This window comes from Falsigemmobacter intermedius, from assembly GCF_004054105.1.
Classification (GTDB): Bacteria; Pseudomonadota; Alphaproteobacteria; order Rhodobacterales; family Rhodobacteraceae; genus Wagnerdoeblera; species Wagnerdoeblera intermedia.
The window spans coordinates 120,413-142,920 of record NZ_SBLC01000004.1 but is presented as its reverse complement, the minus strand read 5'-3'; the positions used below and the strand labels follow the sequence as shown (position 1 = coordinate 142,920).

The window sequence follows — 22,508 nt, the reverse complement described above, 5'->3', positions numbered from 1 at the left end:
CGGCGCGGCTGCGCCACAGAGAAGCGGGAAACTCTGATCACCTTTGATCTTCGTCAAAGCGTGAAAGCTTGGCGGTGTGCAATGTGACACCTGATCCCGGGTCCGAGGACCGGGACGTCTTTGAGAAAGGTCAGGACCATGCCCTGGAAAACTCTGCTGACGGTGGTTACCGCCCATGCCGCCCGCCCTGCGCCCGATCTGAGCGCGCTTGACGCCGCGATCGGTCTTGCGCGCCAAAGCAACGCCCATCTTGAAGCGCTCTGCATCGGGATCGACGACACGCCCTATGGCTTTTTCTACAACGACACCGGCATCGCCGTGCTGCAGGACGCGCCCGACCGCGCCCTCGAGGCCGCCCGGGACGAGGAAAAGCGCCTCAGAAACCGGCTGGCCCGCGAGGAGATTCGCTGGAGCGTCGATACCGCGCTCAGCCAGCAGGCCACGCTCGGCAGCGTGATCTCGCAGCGCGCGCGTTTCAGCGATCTGGTCGTGCTCAGCCGTCCCTATGGGGCCGGGCGCAGCGCCGTGGATGTGGCCGTTGTGGAAGCTGCGCTCTTTGACGCCTCGGTGCCGGTGCTGATTCTCCCCGAATCGGGCGGGATCAGCGAAGATCCGGGCCGCATCGTCGTGGCCTGGAACCGCTCGCCCGAAGCGCTCGCGGCGATCCGGGCGGCTTTGCCGGTGCTGGTGCGCGCAAAGGCCGTCGACATCGCAATCATCGACCCCGAGGATCACGGCCCTGAACGCTCGGACCCCGGCGGGGCGCTGGCACAGTGGCTCTCGCGTCACGGCGTGAAGGCCGAAATCTCGGTGCTGGCGCGCACCCTGCCGCGCGTCTCTGATGTGCTGATCCGCCACCTGCGCGACCGCGAGGCTGATCTGCTGGTCATGGGCGCTTACGGTCACTCGCGGTTCCGCGAGGCCATCCTGGGCGGTGCCACCCGCGAGATGCTGGAGGCGGCCCCCGTCCCGGTTCTGATGGCGCGCTGAAGCGGCTCCCCGGCCCGGAACGCCAGCCTGCGCCGCGGCGAAAGCCGGGGCGCAGGACAGCGGCAGGTCTGCAAATGGGGCAACACGCATGGCGCTCACGATCAGAAGTCTGTCAGAATTTCAAAAACCCCGCCGCCCCCTCTCGGGCCGGCGGGAGATGTGATCAGGGCCTCTCGCCCGGCCTGTCAGGGCTTGGGGCGGTCGTCCCAGTCCGGCGAAAGGATGCGGTTCGCATCCCCCTTCGGGTCATCGTACTGGCGGTTCTTCATCGACCACAGGAAGGCCACGAGACCCATGCCCCCCATAAAGAGCGAGACCGGTATCAGGATCGTCAGAACTTCCATATCCTCACCTCGTACGCAGGGCGTTCAGGGCCACGGTGATCGAGGAGAGCGACATGGCCACCGCCGCCCAGAGCGGGCTGGCATAGCCCAAAAGGGCCACGGGAACCGCCACAACGTTGTAAGCCCCGGAAATCAGGAAGTTTTCCTGCATCCGTCGCGTCGCCACCTTTGAGAGGCGCAGCACTTCGGCCACCGGCGTCAGATCCCGGCTGAGCAACACGATGTCAGAGGCCACCCGCGCCGCATCCAAAGCCGTGGAGGGCGAGATTGAGGCATGGGCCGCAGCCAGCGCTGCCGTATCATTCAGCCCGTCCCCCACCATCAGCACGTGACGACCCGCCCCGCGCAGACGCTCCACCTCGGCGGCTTTATCTTCAGGACGGGCCTCTGCGGCCCAGTCCTCAATGCCGAGGCGCTCTGCGAGCAGGGCCACCGCCGCAGGCGTATCGCCCGAGATCAGCTTCACGGCCAGCCCGCGTGATTTCAGTGTTGAGATCAGTTCCTCCGCACCAGGCCGAAGCGCATCGGTGAAGGTGAAGGCATGGGTCGAGCCATCGGCCAGCATCAGATAGGTCGCGGTCTCAGCCCGCTCCGCCGCGCCAACCCAGGCCGCACGCCCAAGGCGCACCCGGCGACCCTCAAGGGTCCCCTCAATACCAAAGCCCGGCACTTCGCGCAGATCGCGGATCGCGGCGGGCGAGACAGCGGCTTCAGCAGCGCGCGCCGTCAGCGACTGCGCCAGCGGATGCGACGAGGCCCCGGCCAGCGCGGCCGCCACCGACAGCACTTCTGCGCTGTGATCGGCGAAATTCAACGGCTCAGGACGGCCCATGGTCAGGGTGCCGGTTTTGTCAAACAGCACGGTGTCAACTTCGGCCATCCGCTCCAACGCGGTGCCGGATTTGATCAGAAGACCCAGCTTAAACAGCCGCCCCGAGGCCGCCGTCAGCACCGCAGGCACCGCCAGACCAAGCGCGCAGGGGCAGGTGATGATCAGCGTGCCTGCCGCGATATTGATCGCCAGCCGCAGATCACCGCCGGAAATCCAGAGCCAGACCGCGAAAGCGCCAAAGGCCAGGGCATGAACCACCGGCGCGTAAAGCCGCGCGGCTGCATCTGCGAGGCCAGTGTAGCGGGTCTTCGCCGTCTCAGCCACGGCGACCAGTTCCGCCATGCGCGAGAGCGAACTGTCACGGCCGGCGGCCTCAACCCGCACCGTCAGCGGCCCGGTCAGGTTCACCTCGCCCGCGCTGACCACCTGGCCGGGGGCCGCAAAAACCGGCAGCACTTCGCCGGTCAGAAGCGAGCGGTCAAGCTCTGAGGTGCCCGAGACCACCTCTCCGTCCACCGGCATCCGGCCACCGGGGCGCACCAGCACCAGATCGCCTTTGGCCAGTTCGGCAATACCCACCGTCTCTTCGGTGCCGTCCCGAAGACGGATGGCACGCGGCACCTCAAGCGCCGCCAGTTCCTGCGCCGCCGAGCGCGCCATGGCGCGGGTGCGGTGATCGAGCCAGCGCCCGATCAGCAGGAAAAAGGTCAGCATGACAATGCCGTCGAAATAGGCATGCGGGCCGGAATTCAGCGTCTCAAAGATCGAGATCGCACAGCCCAGCACCATGGCCAGAGCGATGGGAAAATCCATCACCACCCGGCCCGCCTTCAGCCCGTCCCAGGCCGATTTGAAGAAGGGCTGCGCGCAGAAAATCACCGTCGGAATGGCGATCAGCCCTGCGATGGTGTGAAACATATCGCGCGTGGCATCCGTCGCGCCGACCCAGACCGCCACCGACAACAGGTTAACGTTCATCATCGAGAAGCCCGAGATGCCGATCCGCATGATCAGCTCACGGCTTTTGCGGTCATTCTCGGTGGTGCTGAGCAGACCGGGGTCCAGCTCATGCGCCTCATAGCCCAGAGCCTTCAGCGGGGCGATCAGATCCGCAGCCTCAAGGCTGCCGTCCGCCTCAACAAAGACCCGCTTCAGCGTCAGGTTCACCCGCGCCGATTTCACGCCCTCAAGCTTCTCCAGCCCCTTCTCGACGGTTGAGATACAGGCAGCGCAATGCGCCTCAGGGATCGAGAGCGTCAGCCGCGCCGACTGAGGCTGCGCCCGCCGCGCCAGATCTTCGGCGGCAGGCGCTGCGATGCAGGCCGGACAGGCAGACAGCGGGATCGGACCTTCGGGATCAGCGGCAAGCGACATGGATCACCCCCTCGGCACAGAGAGGTTGCGGGACTGACGGAACGCCGTGCCATCCTCTGCCAGAGCCTCGATGCGCAGGATCCATTTACCATAATCCAGCGCAACAGGCGCGATGAAATCAGCCCCCTCCCGGATGAAGACCGGGCGCTGATCGAACTCTGCAATAGTGGCGCGGCCCACCAGAACGCTGATGTCTTTCACCTTCGCAGGCTGACCTTCGGCATCTTTGATCGTGAGGATCAGATAGCCGTCGCGGTATGCATCCTCGACCTGCCAGCCCAGAGCCACCTGCGCGCGACGATCACTGTCGAAGCTGCGCGAGGCGTTATAGGTGTTCTTCCCTTCCAGCCCCGGAAAGGTGCTGATCGCCATCGAGGCCATAAAGACGTTGACCGCCGTGATGGTGCCAAAGAATGCCAGCAGGATCAGAAAAACATGGCGGCCGGTCAGCTTGCGCGTCATGGGTCAGTTTCCTTTGCCGTTAAAGACAGTCCCGGCCTGCACGCGGCTGCCCGCGCCATCGGCCTCAAACCAGAGGGTCAGATCGATCCGTCCGGCCTGCGCCACCTCAGAGCCTGCCGGCGCAATCAGATAGACGCGCTGTTGCAGGGTCTGGTCCGCATCAACCCGAACCACATCGCCCTCGACGCCTTCAAGCTCCAGACGAAGGCCTTCGGCGCCTTCAACGCTGATGCGGAACTCACGCGCATCATGGAACTGGTTGCGCAGACGCACATCATAGGTGTTGCGGATCGAGCCGTCCGAAAGCGTCACATAGACCGGGTTGCGCACGGGCGAGACGTTCACATCCACATCTGCGCGCAGGAAAAGCGCCACCAGCATGGCAATCCCAATACCGGACCACAGGACCGTGTAAAGAATGGTGCGCGGGCGCAGGATATGCTTCCAGACCGGGATCGGCTTGTCGCCCTGACGCTCAGCCGTCTCATCGGTCAGCGCCAGATAGTCGATCAGACCACGCGGTTTGCCGATCTTATCCATCACGTCGTTGCAGGCGTCGATGCACAGACCGCAGGTGATGCAGGCCAGCTGCTGCCCGTTGCGGATATCAATCCCCATCGGGCAGACGTTGACGCAGGCCATGCAGTCGATGCAGTCGCCTTTGATCTCAGGGCTTTCGCCCTTTTTCAGCTTGCCGCGCGGCTCACCACGCCAGTCGCGGTAACCGATGGTGATGGTGTCTTCATCCATCATCGCGGCCTGAATCCGCGGCCAGGGGCAGGCATAAATGCAGATCTGCTCACGCATAAAGCCGCCGAAGACAAAGGTCGTCGCGGTCAGGATCGCCACGGTGACATAGGCCACGGGATGAGCGCTCAGCGTCACCAGATCGTGCATCAGCGTCGGCGCATCTGCGAAATAAAAGACCCAGGCCCCGCCCGTTGCCACGGCGATCAGCAGCCAGACCAGCCATTTCAGGCTGTATTTGGCGAGTTTCTCTCCGTCCCACTTCTGGCGGTGCAGCCGCAGGCGGGCGTTGCGGTCGCCCTCAATCCATCGCTCAACCTGGATGAACAGATCGGTCCAGACCGTCTGCGGGCAGGCATAACCGCACCAGACCCGCCCGGCGGCTGAGGTGAAGAGGAAGAGCCCCAGACCCGCCATAATCAGCAGACCCGCCACGAAATAGAATTCATGGGGCCAGATTTCGATCATGAAAAAGAAGAAACGCCGGTTGGCCAGATCCACCAGAACCGCCTGATCGGGCAGATGCGGCCCCCGGTCCCAGCGCAGCCAGGGCGTGATGTAATAGATCGCAAGCGCGACCCCCATGATCCACCACTTCAGCGAGCGGAAGGTGCCCTTCACACGGCGCGGGAAAACGGGTTCCCGTGCAGAATACAGGCTGGGCGGCGGTGTAGTGTCTTCGCTCACGGGTCTGGCTCCGGATCCGATGAATGGGCCGTACCTTGCACATTCGCAGGGTGCTGGGATTGACCTGCATCAAATACGTCGAAAAACGATGCAGCCTTTTGCCGCAAGACTGTATCCTGAAACGAAAACATAACAAATCATGGCCATGCGGGGCCATTTGTCGCAGGCGTGGCACAGCCCGATGCCTGCAGAAGCGACAGGCCGCGACGGGGTCACCGCGCGGCCTGAAGCAAAAGGAATCGCCGGAGGGGGTCTTAGGGCTTTGCGCCGCAGACCGCACAATCGGTGCGACGCTTCACAGTGATCGTGCGGTTTTCCTGCCAGAGGCCGTCAAACATCAGCAGTCGCCCCTTCAGCCCCTGCCCGGCACCGGTCAGATATTTCACCGCCTCCAGCGCCATCAGCGAGCCTACAACACCGGGAAGCGGCGCAATCACACCGGCTTCTGCGCAGGCCGGGGCCAGCCCGTCAGCCGGTCGGGTCGGGAATACACAGGCATAGCAGGGCGCGCCGCCTGCCGGGTGGTAGAGACTGATCTGGCCTTCCCACTGGGTGATGGCCGCCGAGATCAGCGGCTTGCCTGCGGCCACGCAAAGCGCATTGACCAGATAGCGGGTGTCGAAATTATCGGTCCCGTCGAGGACCAGATCCACTCCGGCAATCAGCTCAGCCCCGTTTTTCTCATCAAGACGCGTCACCAGCGGATGGACCCGGATAAAGGGGTTCAGCGCCAGGGCCGCCCCGGCCGCCGAGACCGCCTTATCCTGCCCGAGCCGCTGGTCAGTATGGACAATCTGGCGCTGAAGGTTGCTGTTCTCGACCTGGTCGTCATCGACGACGAAGATCTCTCCCACCCCTGCGGCTGCCAGATAAAGGATCACCGGAGAGCCAAGCCCCCCGGCCCCCACCACCAGCACTCTGGCGTTTTTCAGCCGCACCTGCCCGGGACCGCCGATCTCGCGCAGCAGAAGGTGGCGCGAGTAGCGCTCCAGCTCAACGGATTTCAGCGGCCCGTCCTGCGAGGCAGAGGCCAGAATCTCGGGCTGCGGCGCCCGCGCGCGGATCCAGCTGAGGCCTCTTTTTACCAGCCAGATAAGCGCCGTCAGGCCAAAGGCCCACCAGATCCAGACGCCGCTGATCAGACGCTGCGGAAAGTCAGGCGAGCGGGTGTAGACTTTCCCCGAGACGATGTCTTCGACCACCATGAAGCCGATCACAAAGACCAGCGCCAGCGGCACCAGACGGTATCGTTTCGGCATCAGAATCGTCGCCACCAGAACGACGCCCAGCAGGAAGATCCAGGGGCTCATCACTTCACTCCGGTCGAGCCAAAGCCCCCCGCACCGCGCTCAGTGGCGCTGAATTCCTCCTCCGTCAGCACAAAGCGGGCCTGAACCACCGGCGCGGCGATGATCTGCGCAATGCGCTCGCCATGGGCGACGGTGAAGGGGCTGTCGGAGAGGTTGATCAGAATAACGCCCACCGGGCCGCGGTAATCGCTGTCGATGGTGCCGGGCGTATTGGCCAGCGTGATGCCGTTCTTCAGCGCAAGACCCGAGCGCGGGCGCAGCTGCACCTCCCAGCCTTCGGGGATCTCCATCACCAGACCTGTGGGCACCAGCGCGCGCGCACCCGGCGCCAGCACCAGGCCGGTTGCGCGATCTTCAGGGCGCAGGTTGGCGCGCACATCGGCGCCGGCGGCGCCCCGGGTGGCATAGGCGGGAAGCTCAATTGCCTCATCGGCCCAGGGCTCACGGCGAACGGCGATGCTGACCATCTTTTATCCTTTCACGGAGGGCTCAGTGAGCGCTCCGGCAATCCGCGCCGCCAGGCGGCGCGCCACTTCGTCTTTCCCCATCATCGGCCAGGATTCAGCGCCCTGATCAGAGATGATGGTCACGGCATTGGAGCTGCCCCCCATGATGCCCGTTGCGGGGCTGACATCATTGGCGACAATCCAGTCACATCCTTTGCGCAGCCGTTTGGCGGTCGCATATTCAATCACATTGTCGGTCTCAGCCGCGAAGCCCACAACAAGACCCGGCCGCTTATCGCCCGATTTTGAGACGGTGGCCAGAATGTCGGGGTTTTCCGCAAACTCCAGCCCCGGCGCTTTGCCTGAGCCGTCCTTCTTCATCTTGGACCCCGCTGCATTGGCCACGCGCCAGTCGGCCACCGCCGCTGCCATCACCGCCGCATCTGCGGGCAGCGCAGCCTGCACCGCCTCCAGCATCTCCCGCGCGGTCTGCACCTTCACGACCTCAACCCCCTGAGGCGGCGGCACATCCGCAGGCCCGGTGACAAAGACCACTTTCGCCCCCAGGTCCCGCAAAGCTGCGGCAATCGCCGTCCCCTGCGCCCCGGAGGAGCGGTTGGCGATATAGCGCACCGGATCAATCGGCTCATGAGTGGGGCCGGAGGTGACAAGGATGCGCTTCCCCGCCAGCCTGCCGCCGCCCAGCGCCCGATCAATCGCCTGCAGGATCATCACTGGCTCTGCCATGCGCCCCGGACCGAACTCGCCACAGGCCATGGAGCCGTCATCGGGCCCGCAGGTCAGCACCCCGTCGCCCTCCAGCAGCGCCAGATTGCGCTGCGTCGCCGGATGGGTCCACATCCGCACATTCATCGCAGGCGCAATCAGCACCCGCTTGTCGGTCGCCATCAGCAGGGTTGAGGGCAGATCATCCGCATGCCCCCCCGCCATCTTCGCCATCAGATTGGCCGTGCAGGGCGCCACCACCACCAGATCGGCCGAGCGCGACAGCTGGATATGGCCCATCTCGGCTTCAGTGGTCAGATCAAAGAGATCCTGATGCACCGGATTGCCCGCAAGCGCGGCAACGGAAAGCGGCGTCACAAACTGCTTTGCCGCCCCGGTCAGCACCGGCACCACCTCTGCGCCCTGATCCCGCAGACGCCGGATCAGTTCGAGCGATTTATAAGCCGCGATACCGCCGCCGATGATCAGAAGAATGCGCTTGCCTGCCAGCATCAAAGCCTCCCCGCGGGTCATGGGCTTTGCATAACATTCTTTCTCCGCGCTCGGAAATGCGGTTCTGTGTTGCCGGACCTTCGGAGAGAGAAGATGTCAGGCTATGAACCGGCGATCGGAAATCGCGCCTGATCCGGCTGGTCGCTGACAGACTTCGGCGCATGGAAGCGGGCTTTTGAGGCTTTTGCACTTCGTTCTGCCGCGACAGTACCGTGGCAGATGCCGGGGTCCGCCGAAGTTCAGGACGATCTTTCAGGGTTCATGGCGGCTGAGCGAAGTTAACCTTTTGTAAACTCTGTTATGCCAGACTGACCCCTGGCAGAACAGGCGTTTCCGTGGTCAGCAGCACCTATACCGTCTCGCTCCAGGGCGCAGAGGCCCGCCTTGTTGAGGTGCAATGCGCCTCAATGGCAGGATTACCGGCGTTTCACATGGTCGGCCTGCCCGACAAAGCCGTCTCCGAGGCGCGGGAGAGGATCCGGTCTGCACTCAATGCCCTCGCACTTGCGCTGCCCGCCAGACGCATCACCCTTCACCTCGCGCCCGCGGACCTGCCCAAAGAGGGTGCGCATTACGATCTGCCCATCGCCATTGCGCTTTTGGCCGAACTGGGACTGCTGGAACGGGAAATCGCGGCCAATACCCTGTCGATGGGGGAACTGACCCTCGACGGGCGGCTTATGCCGGTGGCGGGCTGCCTGCCTGCGGCGCTGACGGCTGCAGAGGCTGAGCGATCCCTTCTCGTGCCTGCCGATAACGGGGCCGAGGCGGCCTGGGTCGGCGCGGCAGAGGTCAGCGCCCCCGCAACCCTTGAAGAAGCCCTGCATCACCTGACGGGCAAACGCCCGCTGCCCCGCGTCAGACCGGGCGTCACCCCTGTCAATCCCGGCAGATTACCGGCTGATCTCAACACGATCCGTGGGCAGGAACGTGCCAAACGCGCGCTCGAAATCGCCGCTGCAGGCGGGCACCACCTGCTGATGACCGGGCCGCCGGGTCAGGGAAAATCGATGCTCGCCCGGGCCTTCCCCTCTCTGCTGCCGGATCTGAGCCCCGCGGAAATGCTGGAGACCGCCGTGATCCGATCGGTCGCGGGCAAGGGCGCGGCACCGGCTGTCAGCGCCACGCCCCCCTTTTGCGATCCCCACCACGGTGCCTCTCAGGCGGCGATCTGCGGCGGTGGTCGCGGGGCGGGTCCGGGCCAGGTTGCACTGGCGCACAACGGGGTGCTCTTTCTTGACGAACTGCCGGAATTTGCCCCCCGCACGCTGGATGCCCTGCGCCAGCCGCTGGAAACCGGAGAGATCCTGATTGCCCGGGCCGAAGCCCGGATGCGCTGGCAAAGCCGCTTTCAGCTGATTGCCGCGGCAAATCCCTGCCGCTGTGGCTGGGCGGCTGATCCTGCAAGGGCCTGTTCCCGCGCGCCGCGCTGCTCGGAGGATTATCTTGGCCGGATTTCCGGGCCCCTCTGGGACCGGTTCGATCTGCGCATCGAAGTGCCCCCGCTGACCGCAGCGGAGATGAGTGCTGCCCCGCGGGGGGAAGCCTCTGCCCTCATCCGCGAACGCGTGATCGCCGCCCGGGCGCGGCAGGTGCAGCGCTGGGGATCGGGCGGGCTGAATGCCCGCGCGGGGGGCACAGATCTGGAAGAGCGGGCCGCAGCCATGCCCGAGGCCATAGCTTTGCTGAGCCGGGCCGCGGAGCGTTTTGGCCTGAGCGCCAGGGGCTATCACCGCGTGTTGCGCGTGGCCCGCAGCATTGCGGACCTCGCGGAGTCGGAGCCGCTGGACAGCAGCCATATGGCCGAGGCACTGAGCTATCGCGGCCCCGGCGGGCCCTGGGGCGCCTGAGGGTCAGGCGCGTCTGGCCTCAATGGCTTCCCAGATTTTGGCAGCCGTATTGGTGCCGTCAAACCGCTCCAGCTCCTGAATGCCGGTGGGCGAGGTGACGTTAATCTCGGTCAGCCAGTTACCGATCACATCGATACCGACAAAGATCTGGCCCTTTTCACGCAGAACCGGACCGATCCGCGCGCAGATCTCCAGGTCCCGCTCGGTCAGGCTGACCTTTTCCGGACGGCCACCGACATGCATGTTCGACCGGGTCTCACCTGCCTGCGGCACGCGGTTGATCGCGCCCACGGGCTCACCATCCACCAGGATGACGCGCTTGTCGCCCTTCGCCACATCCGGCAGGAATTTCTGCACGATCAGAGGCTCGCGGTTGATGCCGGTGAACAGTTCATAAAGCGACGAGAGATTGCGGTCATTCGGATCGAGCCGGAACACCCCCGCCCCGCCATTGCCGTAGAGCGGCTTCAGAATGATATCCCCGTGCTTTTGTTTAAAGGCCCGGATGGTCTCAAGATCGCGCGCAATGGCAGTCGGCGGCGTCAGATCGGGGAAGTTGAGAACCAGCAGTTTCTCGGGGCTGTTGCGCACCCAGAAGGGGTCATTCACCACCAGCGTTTTAGGGTGGATCATATCCAGCAGGTGGGTGGTGGTGATATAGCCCATGTCGAAAGGCGGATCCTGGCGCAGCCAGACCACATCCATCTCAGAGAGATCCACCTCAACCTCAGGGCCGTAGCTGACGTGATCGCCTTTGACCCGACGCAGTTCAATCCAATGGCCGCGTGCGGTTACACGGCCCTCCTGATAGGCCAGTTTGTCGGGCGTGTAGTAAAACAGGCTATGCCCGCGCACCTGAGCTTCGAAGCCGATACGGAACGTGCTGTCCCCGTCAATGTTCACTGACCCGATCGGGTCCATCTGCAAGGCTACTTTCATCACCGACCTCCGCGCGATTTTTGCACGTTGATGCATCAGGCCGGGACAACTTGCAAGAAAACCTCAGGGCCCCTGCCTCAGGCGGCGAGGATATTGGGCATAACCTCGATCCGGCCATAGCGGTCGACCAGGGCCAGATCGAAGCGAATCTCTGTCATCAGCCCCCGGGGTTCACCGGCCAGGAATTCGTCAATGGTTTCGCGAATGCGCTGCAGCTGTGCCGGGCGTAAACGATGCAGCGCCGCTTCATGAGTCGGCGCGGCCTTCACCTCAACAAAGACAACAAGTTCCCCTTCCCGGGCGACCAGGTCCAGCTCTCCGCGCCGGCCCCGCCAGCGGCGGGCTGCGATCCTGGTGCCACCCGCCTCATAGAGACGGGCGACAGAAAATTCGGCAGCTTCTCCGTATAGAGTTCTGACCTGACCCTGCATCACGCCTCCGAAGGTGGCTCATCCTCCTGCAGTGTAAGGGCCAATTGGTAAACATCCCGTTTCGCCAGACCAAATTTCAACGCGATTTCGGCGGCCGCCTCTTTCACGCGCGCCCCGCCCCCCAAAGCGGCCCGCAGCGCAGCTTCCACATCGGCCGCCTCGACCACCACCTCATCGCTGCGATCGATCACCAGCACCACCTCGCCCCGCGGATCGCCCTGTGCGTAATGCGCGGCGAGTTCTGCCAGCGTGCCGCGGCGGGTTTCTTCAAAGCGCTTGGTCAGCTCGCGGCAGACGGCAGCCTGTCGGCTGGCACCGAAAATCTCCGCCAGATCACTCAGCGTCCGCGCCGTCCGTTTGGGGCTTTCATAAATCACCACCGTTGCACGCACCGCGCTCAGCTCACTCAGCCAGCTGCGCCGTGCAGTGGCCGTCGAGGGCGCAAAGCCTGCGAAGAAAAACCGGTCCGTCGGAAGCCCCGCCACCGTGAGAGCCGTCAGAACCGCCGAAGCTCCGGGTGCGGCGATAACTTTGTAGCCCGCATCCATGGCGACACGCGCCAGCTTCAGGCCCGGGTCCGCGATCAGCGGCGTCCCCGCCTCAGAGGCATAGGCCACCGATTTTCCTTCGGCCAGCACCCCGAGGATACGCGGCCGGGCGGCTTCGCCATTGTGGTCGTGATAGGGGATCATCAGGCGTCCGTTGACCGGTATCCCATGGATCTCCATCAGATGGCGCAGGGTGCGGGTGTCTTCGGCGGCCAGCACATCCGCGCCCGCAAGCGTATCGAGTGCGCGCAGCGTTATGTCGCGGGCAGAGCCGATCGGCGTGGCCACGAGATGCAGCCCCGGTTCGGGCCGCCGGCCCGCTGAATGGGGCATCGGCAGGATTGGGTCATTCATGGCAGATTCAGGCTCTGGAAAGTTTACACATGCAGGATAAAGGCATAGGGTCCGATGACCGACCGCCATCTCCGGGGAGTGATGATGATTGCCCTTTTGCACCGCGCCCGCAAGTCTGTGGCCGCATTTGGTCTTGCCGCAGCTGCCGGCATTCTCGCGGCCTGCCAGCCGGTTTCCATGGGCGGGACCGGCCCTGCGATCAATCCGAATGCTCCGGTTCCGGTAGCGCTGCTGGTTCCGGGAGCCTCGGGCCAGGCCAGCGATCAGCTGCTGGCGCGTTCGCTTGAAAATGCCGCCCGTCTGGCCATCGCCGATCTGGGCGGGGTGCAGATTGATCTGCGCGTTTATCAGACCAATGGTCAGGCCGGTGCCGCAGGCCCCATCGCCCAGCGGGCTGTGGCAGAGGGCGCACGCGTGATTCTCGGGCCGCTCTTTGCCCAAGAGGCCAATGCCGCAGGCGTGGCCGTCTCCGCGACCGGCGTCAATGTGATGAGCTTCTCAAACAATACCGATATCGCAGGCGGCAACGTCTTCGTGCTTGGCCCGACTTTTGAGAACACCGCCAACCGCCTGGTTCGCTATGCCGCAAGTCAGGGCCAGCGCCGCGTGATGATCATTCACGACAAAACCCCGGGTGGCGAAGCCGGGCGCAACGCGATTGCGCGGGCCGCGGCCGGCACCGGTTCGACCGTTGTGGCTCAGGCCGGATATGAGTTCTCGCAAAACGGCGTGACCCAGGCCGCGCCTTCGATTGCGGCCACTGCCCGCAGTGCGGGCGCTGATGCGCTGTTCTTCACCGCCGATACCGCCGGCTCGCTGCCGATGATGACGCAGATGCTGCGCGATCAGGGGCTGACGCCCGCACAGGCGCGCTATCTGGGCCTGACCCGTTGGGACATCCCCTCGGCCACGCTCTCGCACCCGGGCCTTCAGGGCGGCTGGTTTGCGCTGCCCGATCCGGCACTTTATAACGCATTCCAGGGTCGTTATCAGGCGGCCTATGGCGCGGCGCCGCATCCGGTGGCAAGCCTTGCGTATGATGGTATCGCCGCGGTTGGCGCCCTGATCAAATCCGGCCGCGCTGATGCGCTGTCGCGCAATTCGCTCACCCAGTCCTCGGGTTTCGCGGGCGTGGGCGGCGTGTTCCGGCTGCGTCCCGACGGCACCAATGAGCGGGCTCTCGCTGTGGCAGAGATCCGCAACAGACAGGTGGTGGTGATTGACCCTGCTCCGAGAAACTTCTCCGGCTCTCTCTTCTGAGGCTGAGGCACAACTGACCCTCCGGGATGACTTTCGTCACTCGGAGGAGACGGCAAAGCTCTTTGATCAGGCGGAACTGCGCCAGCGTATCTTCGCAGATCTGGACGGGGCTCCGGCGGATCTCGATCCGGCGGCCCGCCGCGCGCTGATCACGAAGCATCTGGCAGAGGCCAAAAAAGTTGCCACCGCCAGACTTTCGGCCGCCTATCTGGCAAGCCCCCGCGCCGTGCGGGGGCTTTTGTCGGCACAGACCTGGCTGACCGATGCCCTGGTCACCACGGCCTACGATGTGGCGCGCAGCCGCTTTCTGCCGCCCGGAACGCCCGAACCCACCCTCGCGGTCCTGGCCGTCGGCGGCTACGGCCGCGCCGAGATGGCCCCGCAGTCGGATGTGGATCTGCTGTTTCTTACCGATGACGACCCCTCTGCCGCCGCCAATCAGGTGGTGGAGACCATGCTTTATCTGCTGTGGGATCTGCGGCTGAAGGTCGGTCATGCCACCCGCTCGGTAAAAGAATGCCTGCGGCTGGGGCGGGAAGACATCACCATCCGCACCTCGCTGATCGAAAAGCGCCACATCACCGGCGATGCCAGCCTCAGCGAGACGCTGGGCAGCACCCTGCGTAAGCAGCTTTTTGCCTCGACCGTTCCGGAATTTATCGAAGCCAAACTGGCAGAGCGGGCCGAGCGGCACCGCAAACAGGGTGGCCAGCGCTATGTTCTTGAACCCAATGTCAAAGAGGGCAAAGGCGGGCTGCGCGATCTGCAGACGCTTTACTGGATCGGCAAATATATGACCGGCAAGCCGACCGCGGCCAGCATGGTCGAGGACGGGTTGTTCAGCCCCGATGAATATGCCCGTTTCCGCGCGGCCGAGACCTTCCTTTGGACCGCGCGGGCGCATCTGCATTACCTGACAGGCCGCGCCATGGACCAGCTGACCTTCGATCTGCAGGTCGAAGTGGCAGATCGCATGGGCTATCACGACCGCGAAGGCCGCCGCGCGGTTGAGCATTTCATGCAGGATTACTTCCGCTTCGCCACCCATGTGGGCGAACTCACCCGGGTCTTCCTGACCGCGCTGGAAGACCGCCACGTCAAAAAAGCGCCGCTTCTTGAGGGGCTGTTTTCACGCCGCCGCAAGGTGAAGCCGGGCTATAAAGTGCTTCACAACCGGCTGGGCATCTCAGATCCGGCGACCTTTCTCGCCGATAAACTGAACCTCCTGCGCCTCTTCGATGAGGGGCTGCGCACCGGGCTTCTGATCCATCCCGATGCAATGCGGCTGGTCACGGCCAATCTGCATCTGATCGATGACGACATGCGCTGCACGCCTGAAGCGCAGCGGATCTTCCTCGACCTGATGCTCAAGCATGGCAATCCGGAGCGGGCGTTGCGGCGGATGAACGAACTGGGTGTGCTCTCGGCCTTCATCCCCGAATTTGAACCCATCGTCGCCATGATGCAGTTCAACGTCTATCATCACTACACGGTGGATGAGCATACGATCCAGTGCATCTCGGTTCTCGATCAGCTGGAACGCGGCGATCTGAAAGACGAAACGCCCATCTCAACCGGAATTCTGAAGGCCGGGCTCAATCGCAAAGTCCTCTATGTGGCGCTTCTGCTCCATGACATCGGCAAGGGGCGGCCCGAAGATCACTCGATCCTCGGCGCGCAGATTGCGCGGCGCGTGGCTCCGCGTCTGGGCCTCAGCCCCGAGGAATGCGAGACCGTCGAATGGCTGATCCGTTATCACCTGCTGATGTCGGATACCGCGCAGAAACGCGATATTTCCGATCCGCGCACCGTGAAAGGCTTTGCCCGCCTTGTCGGCACCCGCAAACGGCTGGACCTGCTGACGGTTCTGACCGTCTGCGACATCCGCGGCGTCGGACCGGGCACCTGGAACAACTGGAAGAGCCAGCTTCTGCGCACGCTTTACCATGAGACCGTCCAGGCCCTGGAAAACGGCCTTGAGGGTGTCAGCCGCTCCATGCGCGAAGATGAGGCGAAAAAAGCGCTGCGCGAGGCGCTGAAAGACTGGTCGCGCGCCGATCTGAAGGCGGAGACCGACCGCCACTACGGCCCCTACTGGCAGGGCCTGCCCTCTGAGACCCATGCGATCTTTGCGCAGATGCTCCGCGGCATCGCCTCAGATGAGGTGCGGATTGACCTGCACCCCGATGAAGCCCGCGATGCCACCCGCGCGGCCTTTGTGCTCGAAGATCACCCCGGCATTTTCTCGCGCCTGGCGGGGGCTTTGGCGCTGGTGGGTGCGAATGTGGTCGATGCGCGGACCTATACCTCGAAAGACGGTTACGCCACGGCGGTGTTCTGGATCCAGGACGCAGATGGCCATCCCTATGAGGTCAGCCGCCTGCCGCGCCTTCGCATGATGATCGACAAGACCCTGCGCGGCGAAGTGGTCGCCCGTGAGGCGCTGAAGGACCGCGACAAGATCAAAAAGCGCGACCGCGCCTTCCGCTTTCCGACCAATATCACCTTCGACAACGAAGGCTCGGATATCTACACCATCATTGAGGTCGAAAGCCGCGACCGCCCGGGTCTGCTTTATGATCTGACGCGGACGCTGGCGGCCAATAACATCTATATCGCCTCGGCGGTGATTGCGACTTACGGGGCTCAGGTGGTCGACAGCTTTTACGTTAAAGATGCCTTCGGGCTGAAACTGCACAGCAAACCCAAGCTCGAGGCGCTGGAGAAAAAGCTGCGTCAGGCCATCATCGACGGTGCCGAGCGGGCGCATCAGGCATGAAACCGGTCCGACTGATCCGCTCGGCCCTGGTGGTCGGGTCCTGGACGCTGTTGTCGCGCGGCGCAGGCTTTGCCCGCGACATGATGATGGCGGCCTATTTAGGCGCGGGCCCGGCGGCAGAGGCCTTTCTGGTGGCCTTTTCGCTGCCCAATATGTTCCGCCGCTTCTTTGCCGAGGGCGCGTTCAACATGGCCTTCGTGCCGATGTTCGCCAAAAAGCTGCAATCGGGCGAAGATGCGAAGGGCTTTGCCGAGGATGCTTTCGGCGGCATGCTGGCGATCCTGACGCTCTTTTCGCTGATCGGCACAGCGCTGATGCCCTGGCTCGTCTGGGCCATGGCCGCAGGTTTTGCGGGGGATGAGCGGTTTGTTCTCGCGGTCCTCTACGGGCGGATCGGCTTTTGCTATATCCTCTTCATCTCGCTGGTGGCGCTGATCTCAGGTGTGCTCAACACCATGGGCCGCTTCACGGAAGCCTCCTTCGTGCCGGTGCTGATGAACCTTCTCTTCATCGCTGCCATGTGGCTTGCGGCGCAGTTCGGCTGGGATATGGGGCTGACGCTCGCCTGGACGGTGCCGGTGGCGGGGATTGCGCAGTTTGCCCTGACCTGGGCCTCTGCCGCACGGGTGGGCTATGTCCTTAAACCCCGCCGCCCGAAACTGACGCCGGAGTTAAAGCGCCTCTTTGTCATCGCAGCCCCCGCCGTTCTGGCCGGAGGCGTGGTGCAGGTGAACCTGCTCGTCGGCCGTCAGGTCGCAAGTTTCACCGAAGGCGCGGTGGCCTGGCTTGCCTATGCCGACCGCCTTTATCAGCTGCCGCTCGGCGTGGTGGGCATTGCCATCGGCACGGTGCTGCTGCCCGATCTCTCCCGCCGCCTCAGCGCCAATGATCTTGAGGGCAGCCGCAATTCGCTCAACCGCGCCACGGAACTCTCGCTCGCGCTGACCCTGCCTGCGGCTGTGGCGCTGATGGTCATGGCGACACCGCTGATCGCGGTGCTCTACGGGCGCGGTGAGTTTGGCGCGACGGATATCACCAATACCGCGCTGGCGCTGGCGATCTATGGCGCGGGGCTTCCGGCCTTCGTGCTCCAAAAGACCCTGCAGCCGCTTTACTACGCGCGCGAGGACACCCGCCGCCCCTTCCGCTTTGCACTCATCTCGATGTTTGTGAACCTCGGGATCGCCATCGGGCTGCAACCGCTCATCGGCTTTGCGGCAGCGGCTCTCGCCACCACGCTTGCGGGCTGGTTCATGGTGCTGCAGCTCTGGGCCGGCACCCGCGCCATGGGTGAGGCGGCCCGCGCCGATGCGCGGCTGCTCTCGCGGCTCTGGCGCATTCTGCTGGCCTGCCTGGTGATGGGCGCGGTGCTTTACGGCCTGCAGATCGCCCTTCAGGATCTGCTCTCGGCCCGGGGTCTGCGCTGGCCCGCCCTCGGCCTTCTCGTCATCTGCGGCATGCTCAGCTATTTCGCCGCCGGTTTCGCTCTGCGCGCCTTCCGGCTGTCGGATTTCAAAAGCGCCCTGCGCCGCCGGGGCTGACGCCGGGGGTTTTCAGGGGGCCTTACGGCCCCCTGAAGCCGGGGGTGCGGGGGCGGGCACGCCCCCGCTTTCCCCGCCCGTCTGTCAGCACTCCGGGATATTCACCGCAAGACCGCCCAGAGAGGTCTCTTTATAGCGGCTGTCCATATCGCGCCCGGTCTGGCGCATGGTCTCAATACAGGCATCGAGCGAGACCAGATGCTGCCCGTCGCCCCGCAAGGCCAGCGAGGCCGCTGAGACCGCCTTGATCGCCCCCAGCCCGTTGCGCTCAATGCAGGGCACCTGCACAAGGCCCGCCACCGGATCGCAGGTCATGCCGAGGTGATGCTCCAGCGCGATCTCGGCTGCATTCTCCACCTGCTCCGGCGTGCCGCCCAGCACCGCGCAAAGCCCCGCCGCCGCCATGGCCGCGGCCGAACCGACCTCCGCCTGGCAGCCGCATTCCGCCCCGGAGATTGAGGCATTGTGCTTGCAAAGCCCGCCGATCGCCGCCGCTGTCAGCAGAAATTCCCCGACCCGCGCCTCAGACGCCCCCGGCACATGATCAAGCCAATAGCGGATCACCGCCGGAACCACCCCGGCCGCCCCATTGGTGGGGGCCGTCACAACCTGGCCTCCGGCGGCGTTTTCCTCATTCACCGCCATGCCATAAAGGCTGATCCAGTCGTTGATGATATGCGGCGCGGTGACATTTAATCCCCGCTCGGCCAGCAGCGCCTGATGGATGCCCTTTGCGCGGCGGCGCACCTTCAGCCCGCCCGGAAGGATGCCCTCCCCCTCAAGGCCGCGGTCCATACAGTCGCGCATCACCTGCCAGATCCGCAAAAGACCCGCATCAAGCTCCGCAGCGCTGCGCAAAGCCAGCTCATTGGCACGCTTCAACTGCGCGATGCTCAGGCGCGAGGCCTTCGCCATCTCCAGCATCTGCGCAGCTTTTTCAAACGGATAGGGCACCTTCGGGCCCTTTGGCCCCTGCCCCGACTGCCCTGCCGCCAGTTCCGCCGCCGTCAGCACAAAGCCGCCACCGACGGAATAATAGGTCTCCTCAAACAGAAGATCGCCCTGAGCGTCCAGCGCCTGCAGCACCATGCCGTTGGCATGGCCCGGCAGCGCGGGGCCGAAATCCATCACCAGATCGCGCTCCGGGTCAAACCGCAGCGGGCCGATCCCTTCGACCTCAATCTGCGCAAGGCGTCTGATCTCAGACAGCGCCGCCTCTGCCGCCGCGGCATCGAAGGTCTCGGGCAGAAAGCCCGCAAGCCCCAGGATCACCGCCCGATCCGAGGCATGGCCCACACCGGTCAGCGCCAGAGATCCATGCAATCGCGCCCGCAGCGCTTTAGGGTGAAAGGGTGTGACGCGCAGCCGGTCCAGAAAGCGCCCGGCGGCCACCATCGGCCCCATGGTATGGCTCGAAGAGGGGCCGATACCAATTTTAAAAAGATCAAAAACCGACAGAAACATCCTGCGCCGCCTTACCAGCGACCGCCGAGCAGATTGTCGAGCACGCCGTTGATCTGATCGCCAAGGCTGGGGCCGGGGCCGATCGGGGTTTTCTCGATATAGCCGCCCTGGGCATTGGGATCATTGGGGTTATAGCCCGGCGTATAGCCCGGATTGTAATTCGGATCGCCATAGCCTTCTGACTGCGCGGTCGAGGTGTTGGAGGTATCGGGCCGCGCGCGCGGCTCGGGCACTTTCACCGGCAGCGGGCGGGCGGGAAGGCCCTCATGGACGCGCTTCATCACCTCCTGCCAGATCTCTGCCGGAAGGCCGCCGCCGGTCACCCCGGTCAGGGGCCGGTTGTCGTCATAGCCCATCCAGACCCCGGCCACGTAATCCGCCGTAAAGCCCAGGAACCAGGCATCGCGCGCGCCCTGTGTGGTGCCGGTTTTGCCCGCAGCTTCGCGGCCGGGCAGTTTGGCACGGCCACCGGTACCGCCGTCGATGACCTGTTTCATCATCCAGGTCAGATAGCGGGCAGCATCCTCCTGGATCACCCGCTCACCGATGCCGCCGCTTTGCGTCAGCAGCGGATTTTTCTCACCGCGCAGCGTCAGGTCGATCATGCCATAGGGCTTCACCGCCGAGCCGCCGTTCAGAATGCCCGCATAGGCCCCGGTCATCTCCACCAGCGTGGCCTCTGACACCCCAAGGGCCAGCGCCGGGCCATTGGCCAGATCGGAAACGATCCCGAAATCTTCAGCCACTTTGCGCACCGCCTCACGGCCCGCCGCTTCGGAGACCCGAACGGCCGGAATGTTCAGCGACTGCTTCAGCGCCTCTGCCAGGGTCACGATCCCGGAAAAGCGCCGGGTGTAGTTCTGCGGCGTCCAGGGGCCTGAGCCGGGAATATTGATGGTCAACGGGCTGTCATCAACGAAATCCATCGGCGAATAGCCCAGATCCAGCGCCGCCGCATAGACGAAGGGTTTGAAAGCCGAACCGGTCTGCCGCCGCGCCTGAGAGGCACGGTTAAAGCTGCCCGGAGCCGCCTTATTGCGCCCGCCGACCATGGCGCGCACGGCACCATCTGCCGACATCACCACCACAGCCGCCTGCGCGACCGAGCCCTCACGGACCTTGTTCTGGAAGATATAGCTGACCGCCTCTTCTGCGGCCTTTTGCAGATGCTGATCGAGGGTGGTGTGCAAAATCACATCTTCCGTGGTGCCCCGCGCCAGATAGGACGGCACCGAATCCATCACCCAATCGGCGAAATAGCCCCCCGCAGGCTGCGTCGCCTGGGGCGACAGCGTGGCCGGGGCCGCCCGGGCGGCATCGGCCTCAGCTTTGGTCAGATAGCCCTGCTCTTCCATCAGGCCGATCACCACATTGGCCCGCGCCTGCGAGCGCGCAAGATTGCTGGTCGGCGCATAGGTCGAAGGCGCGACCAGCAGACCGGCCAGCATGGCGGCTTCCTGCGGGTTCACCTGAGCTGCGGATTTCGCAAAATAGCGCTGCGCTGCCGCTTCAAAGCCGCGCGTGCCCGCGCCCAGATAGGCGCGGTTGAGATAGATGGTCAGAATATCATCTTTGGAGTACTTCCACTCCAGCGCCAGGGCATAGGGCATCTCTTTGAGCTTGCGCACCAGCGAGCCGCGGCGGCAGTCGGTCTCATACTCTGCCTCGTTCTTCCAGCGCGTCGGATCATACTCGACGCCAAGGCACAGAAGCTTGGCCACCTGCTGGGTGATGGTTGAGCCGCCATGCCCCTGAAAGGGTTTACGTCCCTCTGACATATTGATCCGGATCGCGCTGGCGATACCGCGCGGGCTGACGCCGAGGTGGCCGTAAAAGCGCTTATCTTCGGTCGCAATCACCGCATTGCGCAGATGCTTTGAGACTTTCTCCGCGCGGACATCGCCGCCATAGGTCTCGCCCCGCCAGGCAAAGACATCGCCTTCATTGTCCAAAAGCGTGACCGAGCCGCGCGCACGACCGTCGAGCAGGGCGTTCAGCTCAGGCAGTTGCGAATAGAAATAGAAGGTGACCGCGAAGATGCCGAGGGCCACCACCGCACCGACCCGCCAGATAAGCCCCCAGAAAACCCGAAAAATCGCACCGAAAATCGCGGCGAAAAAGCGGCCCACCGGACCGCCGCGCCGACCACCGCCGCCGGAACTGCCCCCCTTGCGCCGGGGCGCTGCGGCAGGTTTGCGCGGGGTCGCTGCGGCTGCAGGTTTCCGGGCGCTGACAGCGCGGCGCGGGGCCACCAGCGGGCTACGGTTACTCGGTCTGCTCGTCATTCGGCCTCTGCCCCCGGACGCGCCGGCGGCCCCTGATTGGTTTTGCTCATATTAAACCGGAAGAGGGCCAAGGCGAAGCTCAAAACCCATCACGATTCGCGTCACAACCCCGCTCAAGGATTAAGCACGCCCGCCCCGCTGTGCAAAAAATGTGCAATTTCACGGGATTCTGCCCCTTTTCCGGACCGCCGAAATCTGTGCATCGGCGGCTTTTTGCTTTGTCGTGAAGTCACACAACCGCGAGGGCCATTCAGGCAGCCCACAAAGGGGGAAGACGTGAAACTCATCATTGCGACAATCAAGCCATTCAAGCTCGAGGAAGTCCGCGAAGCACTGACCAAAATCGGTGTGCGCGGCATGATGGTCACTGAAATCAAGGGCTTCGGCACTCAATCCGGTCACACCGAAATCTACCGCGGCGCTGAATATGCCGTGAACTTCGTGCCGAAAGTGAAGCTTGAACTGGTGGTGCAGGACAGCATGGCCGACCAGGTCACCGAGACCATCCGGGCCGCCGCCATGACCGGCAAGATCGGCGATGGCAAGATTTTCACCCTCGACGTCGAAGCCGCGCTGCGCGTGCGCACCGGTGAGACCGACGACAACGCCCTCTGACCCGCCTGACC

At 64.2% G+C, this 22,508-nt stretch carries 18 protein-coding genes; 6 read left to right on the top strand and 12 right to left on the bottom strand.

Going from position 1 to position 22,508, the window contains the following annotated elements; translation table 11 throughout:
* The first annotated feature begins 138 nt into the window (after positions 1–138).
* Complete coding sequence (locus EP867_RS04085; protein WP_128486927.1) at positions 139–990, top strand: universal stress protein; 852 nt, start codon at positions 139–141, stop codon at positions 988–990.
* A 185-nt stretch (positions 991–1,175) separates the two neighbouring features.
* Here the strand turns inward: EP867_RS04085 and ccoS are convergent, their stop codons facing one another.
* From ccoS to coaBC, 7 genes are all read right to left on the bottom strand, one after another.
* Positions 1,176–1,334, bottom strand: a complete 159-nt coding sequence (gene ccoS / locus EP867_RS04080) for a cbb3-type cytochrome oxidase assembly protein CcoS (RefSeq protein WP_128486926.1) — start codon at positions 1,332–1,334, stop codon at positions 1,176–1,178.
* Between the two features lie 4 nt (positions 1,335–1,338).
* Entirely contained in the window at positions 1,339–3,540 is a 2,202-nt protein-coding gene (locus tag EP867_RS04075) for a heavy metal translocating P-type ATPase (RefSeq protein ID WP_128486925.1), read from the bottom strand.
* A 3-nt stretch (positions 3,541–3,543) separates the two neighbouring features.
* Entirely contained in the window at positions 3,544–4,002 is a 459-nt protein-coding gene (locus tag EP867_RS04070) for a FixH family protein (protein WP_128486924.1), read from the bottom strand.
* A 3-nt stretch (positions 4,003–4,005) separates the two neighbouring features.
* Complete coding sequence (ccoG, locus tag EP867_RS04065; RefSeq protein WP_128486923.1) at positions 4,006–5,436, bottom strand: cytochrome c oxidase accessory protein CcoG; 1,431 nt, start codon at positions 5,434–5,436, stop codon at positions 4,006–4,008.
* A gap of 254 nt (positions 5,437–5,690) precedes the next feature.
* Positions 5,691–6,746, bottom strand: a complete 1,056-nt coding sequence (locus tag EP867_RS04060; protein ID WP_241656806.1) for a HesA/MoeB/ThiF family protein — start codon at positions 6,744–6,746, stop codon at positions 5,691–5,693.
* A complete protein-coding gene (gene dut, locus EP867_RS04055) occupies positions 6,746–7,213 on the bottom strand; it encodes a dUTP diphosphatase (RefSeq protein WP_128486922.1) in 468 nt (155 codons plus the stop codon). Before dut ends, EP867_RS04060 begins: the two co-directional genes overlap by 1 nt.
* Positions 7,214–7,216: 3 nt before the next feature.
* A complete protein-coding gene (gene coaBC / locus EP867_RS04050) occupies positions 7,217–8,431 on the bottom strand; it encodes a bifunctional phosphopantothenoylcysteine decarboxylase/phosphopantothenate--cysteine ligase CoaBC (RefSeq protein WP_128486921.1) in 1,215 nt (404 codons plus the stop codon).
* A gap of 335 nt (positions 8,432–8,766) precedes the next feature.
* Between coaBC and EP867_RS04045 the strand changes: the two genes are divergently transcribed.
* Positions 8,767–10,281, top strand: coding sequence for a YifB family Mg chelatase-like AAA ATPase (locus EP867_RS04045; protein WP_128486920.1), 1,515 nt, complete (start codon positions 8,767–8,769; stop codon positions 10,279–10,281).
* Between the two features lie 3 nt (positions 10,282–10,284).
* Here EP867_RS04045 and gshB read toward each other — a convergent pair whose 3' ends face one another.
* From gshB to rsmI, 3 genes are all read right to left on the bottom strand, one after another.
* On the bottom strand, positions 10,285–11,220 hold the full coding sequence (gshB, locus tag EP867_RS04040) for a glutathione synthase (protein ID WP_128486919.1): 936 nt from the start codon (positions 11,218–11,220) through the stop codon (positions 10,285–10,287).
* Positions 11,221–11,297: 77 nt separating this feature from the next.
* Complete coding sequence (locus EP867_RS04035; protein WP_128486918.1) at positions 11,298–11,651, bottom strand: YraN family protein; 354 nt, start codon at positions 11,649–11,651, stop codon at positions 11,298–11,300.
* A complete protein-coding gene (gene rsmI / locus EP867_RS04030; protein WP_128486917.1) occupies positions 11,651–12,553 on the bottom strand; it encodes a 16S rRNA (cytidine(1402)-2'-O)-methyltransferase in 903 nt (300 codons plus the stop codon). The genes EP867_RS04035 and rsmI overlap by 1 nt, the downstream gene beginning before the upstream one ends.
* Positions 12,554–12,637: 84 nt before the next feature.
* Here rsmI and EP867_RS04025 point away from each other — a divergent pair, with 84 nt between their 5' ends.
* The 3 genes from EP867_RS04025 to murJ are packed head-to-tail and all read left to right on the top strand — an operon-like array spanning position 12,638 to position 18,133.
* Positions 12,638–13,813 (top strand): penicillin-binding protein activator, encoded by a 1,176-nt coding sequence (locus tag EP867_RS04025; protein ID WP_128486916.1) that lies wholly within the window; start codon positions 12,638–12,640, stop codon positions 13,811–13,813.
* Entirely contained in the window at positions 13,773–16,592 is a 2,820-nt protein-coding gene (locus tag EP867_RS04020; RefSeq protein ID WP_128486915.1) for a [protein-PII] uridylyltransferase, read from the top strand. The genes EP867_RS04025 and EP867_RS04020 overlap by 41 nt, the downstream gene beginning before the upstream one ends.
* Positions 16,589–18,133, top strand: a complete 1,545-nt coding sequence (gene murJ, locus EP867_RS04015; protein WP_128486914.1) for a murein biosynthesis integral membrane protein MurJ — start codon at positions 16,589–16,591, stop codon at positions 18,131–18,133. Before EP867_RS04020 ends, murJ begins: the two co-directional genes overlap by 4 nt.
* Before the next feature lie 84 nt (positions 18,134–18,217).
* Here the strand turns inward: murJ and EP867_RS04010 are convergent, their stop codons facing one another.
* Positions 18,218–19,597, bottom strand: coding sequence for an L-serine ammonia-lyase (locus EP867_RS04010; RefSeq protein WP_128486913.1), 1,380 nt, complete (start codon positions 19,595–19,597; stop codon positions 18,218–18,220).
* An 11-nt stretch (positions 19,598–19,608) separates the two neighbouring features.
* On the bottom strand, positions 19,609–21,882 hold the full coding sequence (locus EP867_RS04005) for a transglycosylase domain-containing protein (RefSeq protein WP_128486912.1): 2,274 nt from the start codon (positions 21,880–21,882) through the stop codon (positions 19,609–19,611).
* Between the two features lie 276 nt (positions 21,883–22,158).
* On the opposite strand from EP867_RS04005, the gene EP867_RS04000 reads away from it, so the two are divergent.
* Positions 22,159–22,497: a P-II family nitrogen regulator gene (locus tag EP867_RS04000; RefSeq protein ID WP_124964047.1), complete on the top strand. Its 339-nt coding sequence runs from the start codon at positions 22,159–22,161 to the stop codon at positions 22,495–22,497.
* Positions 22,498–22,508: the final 11 nt, after the last annotated feature.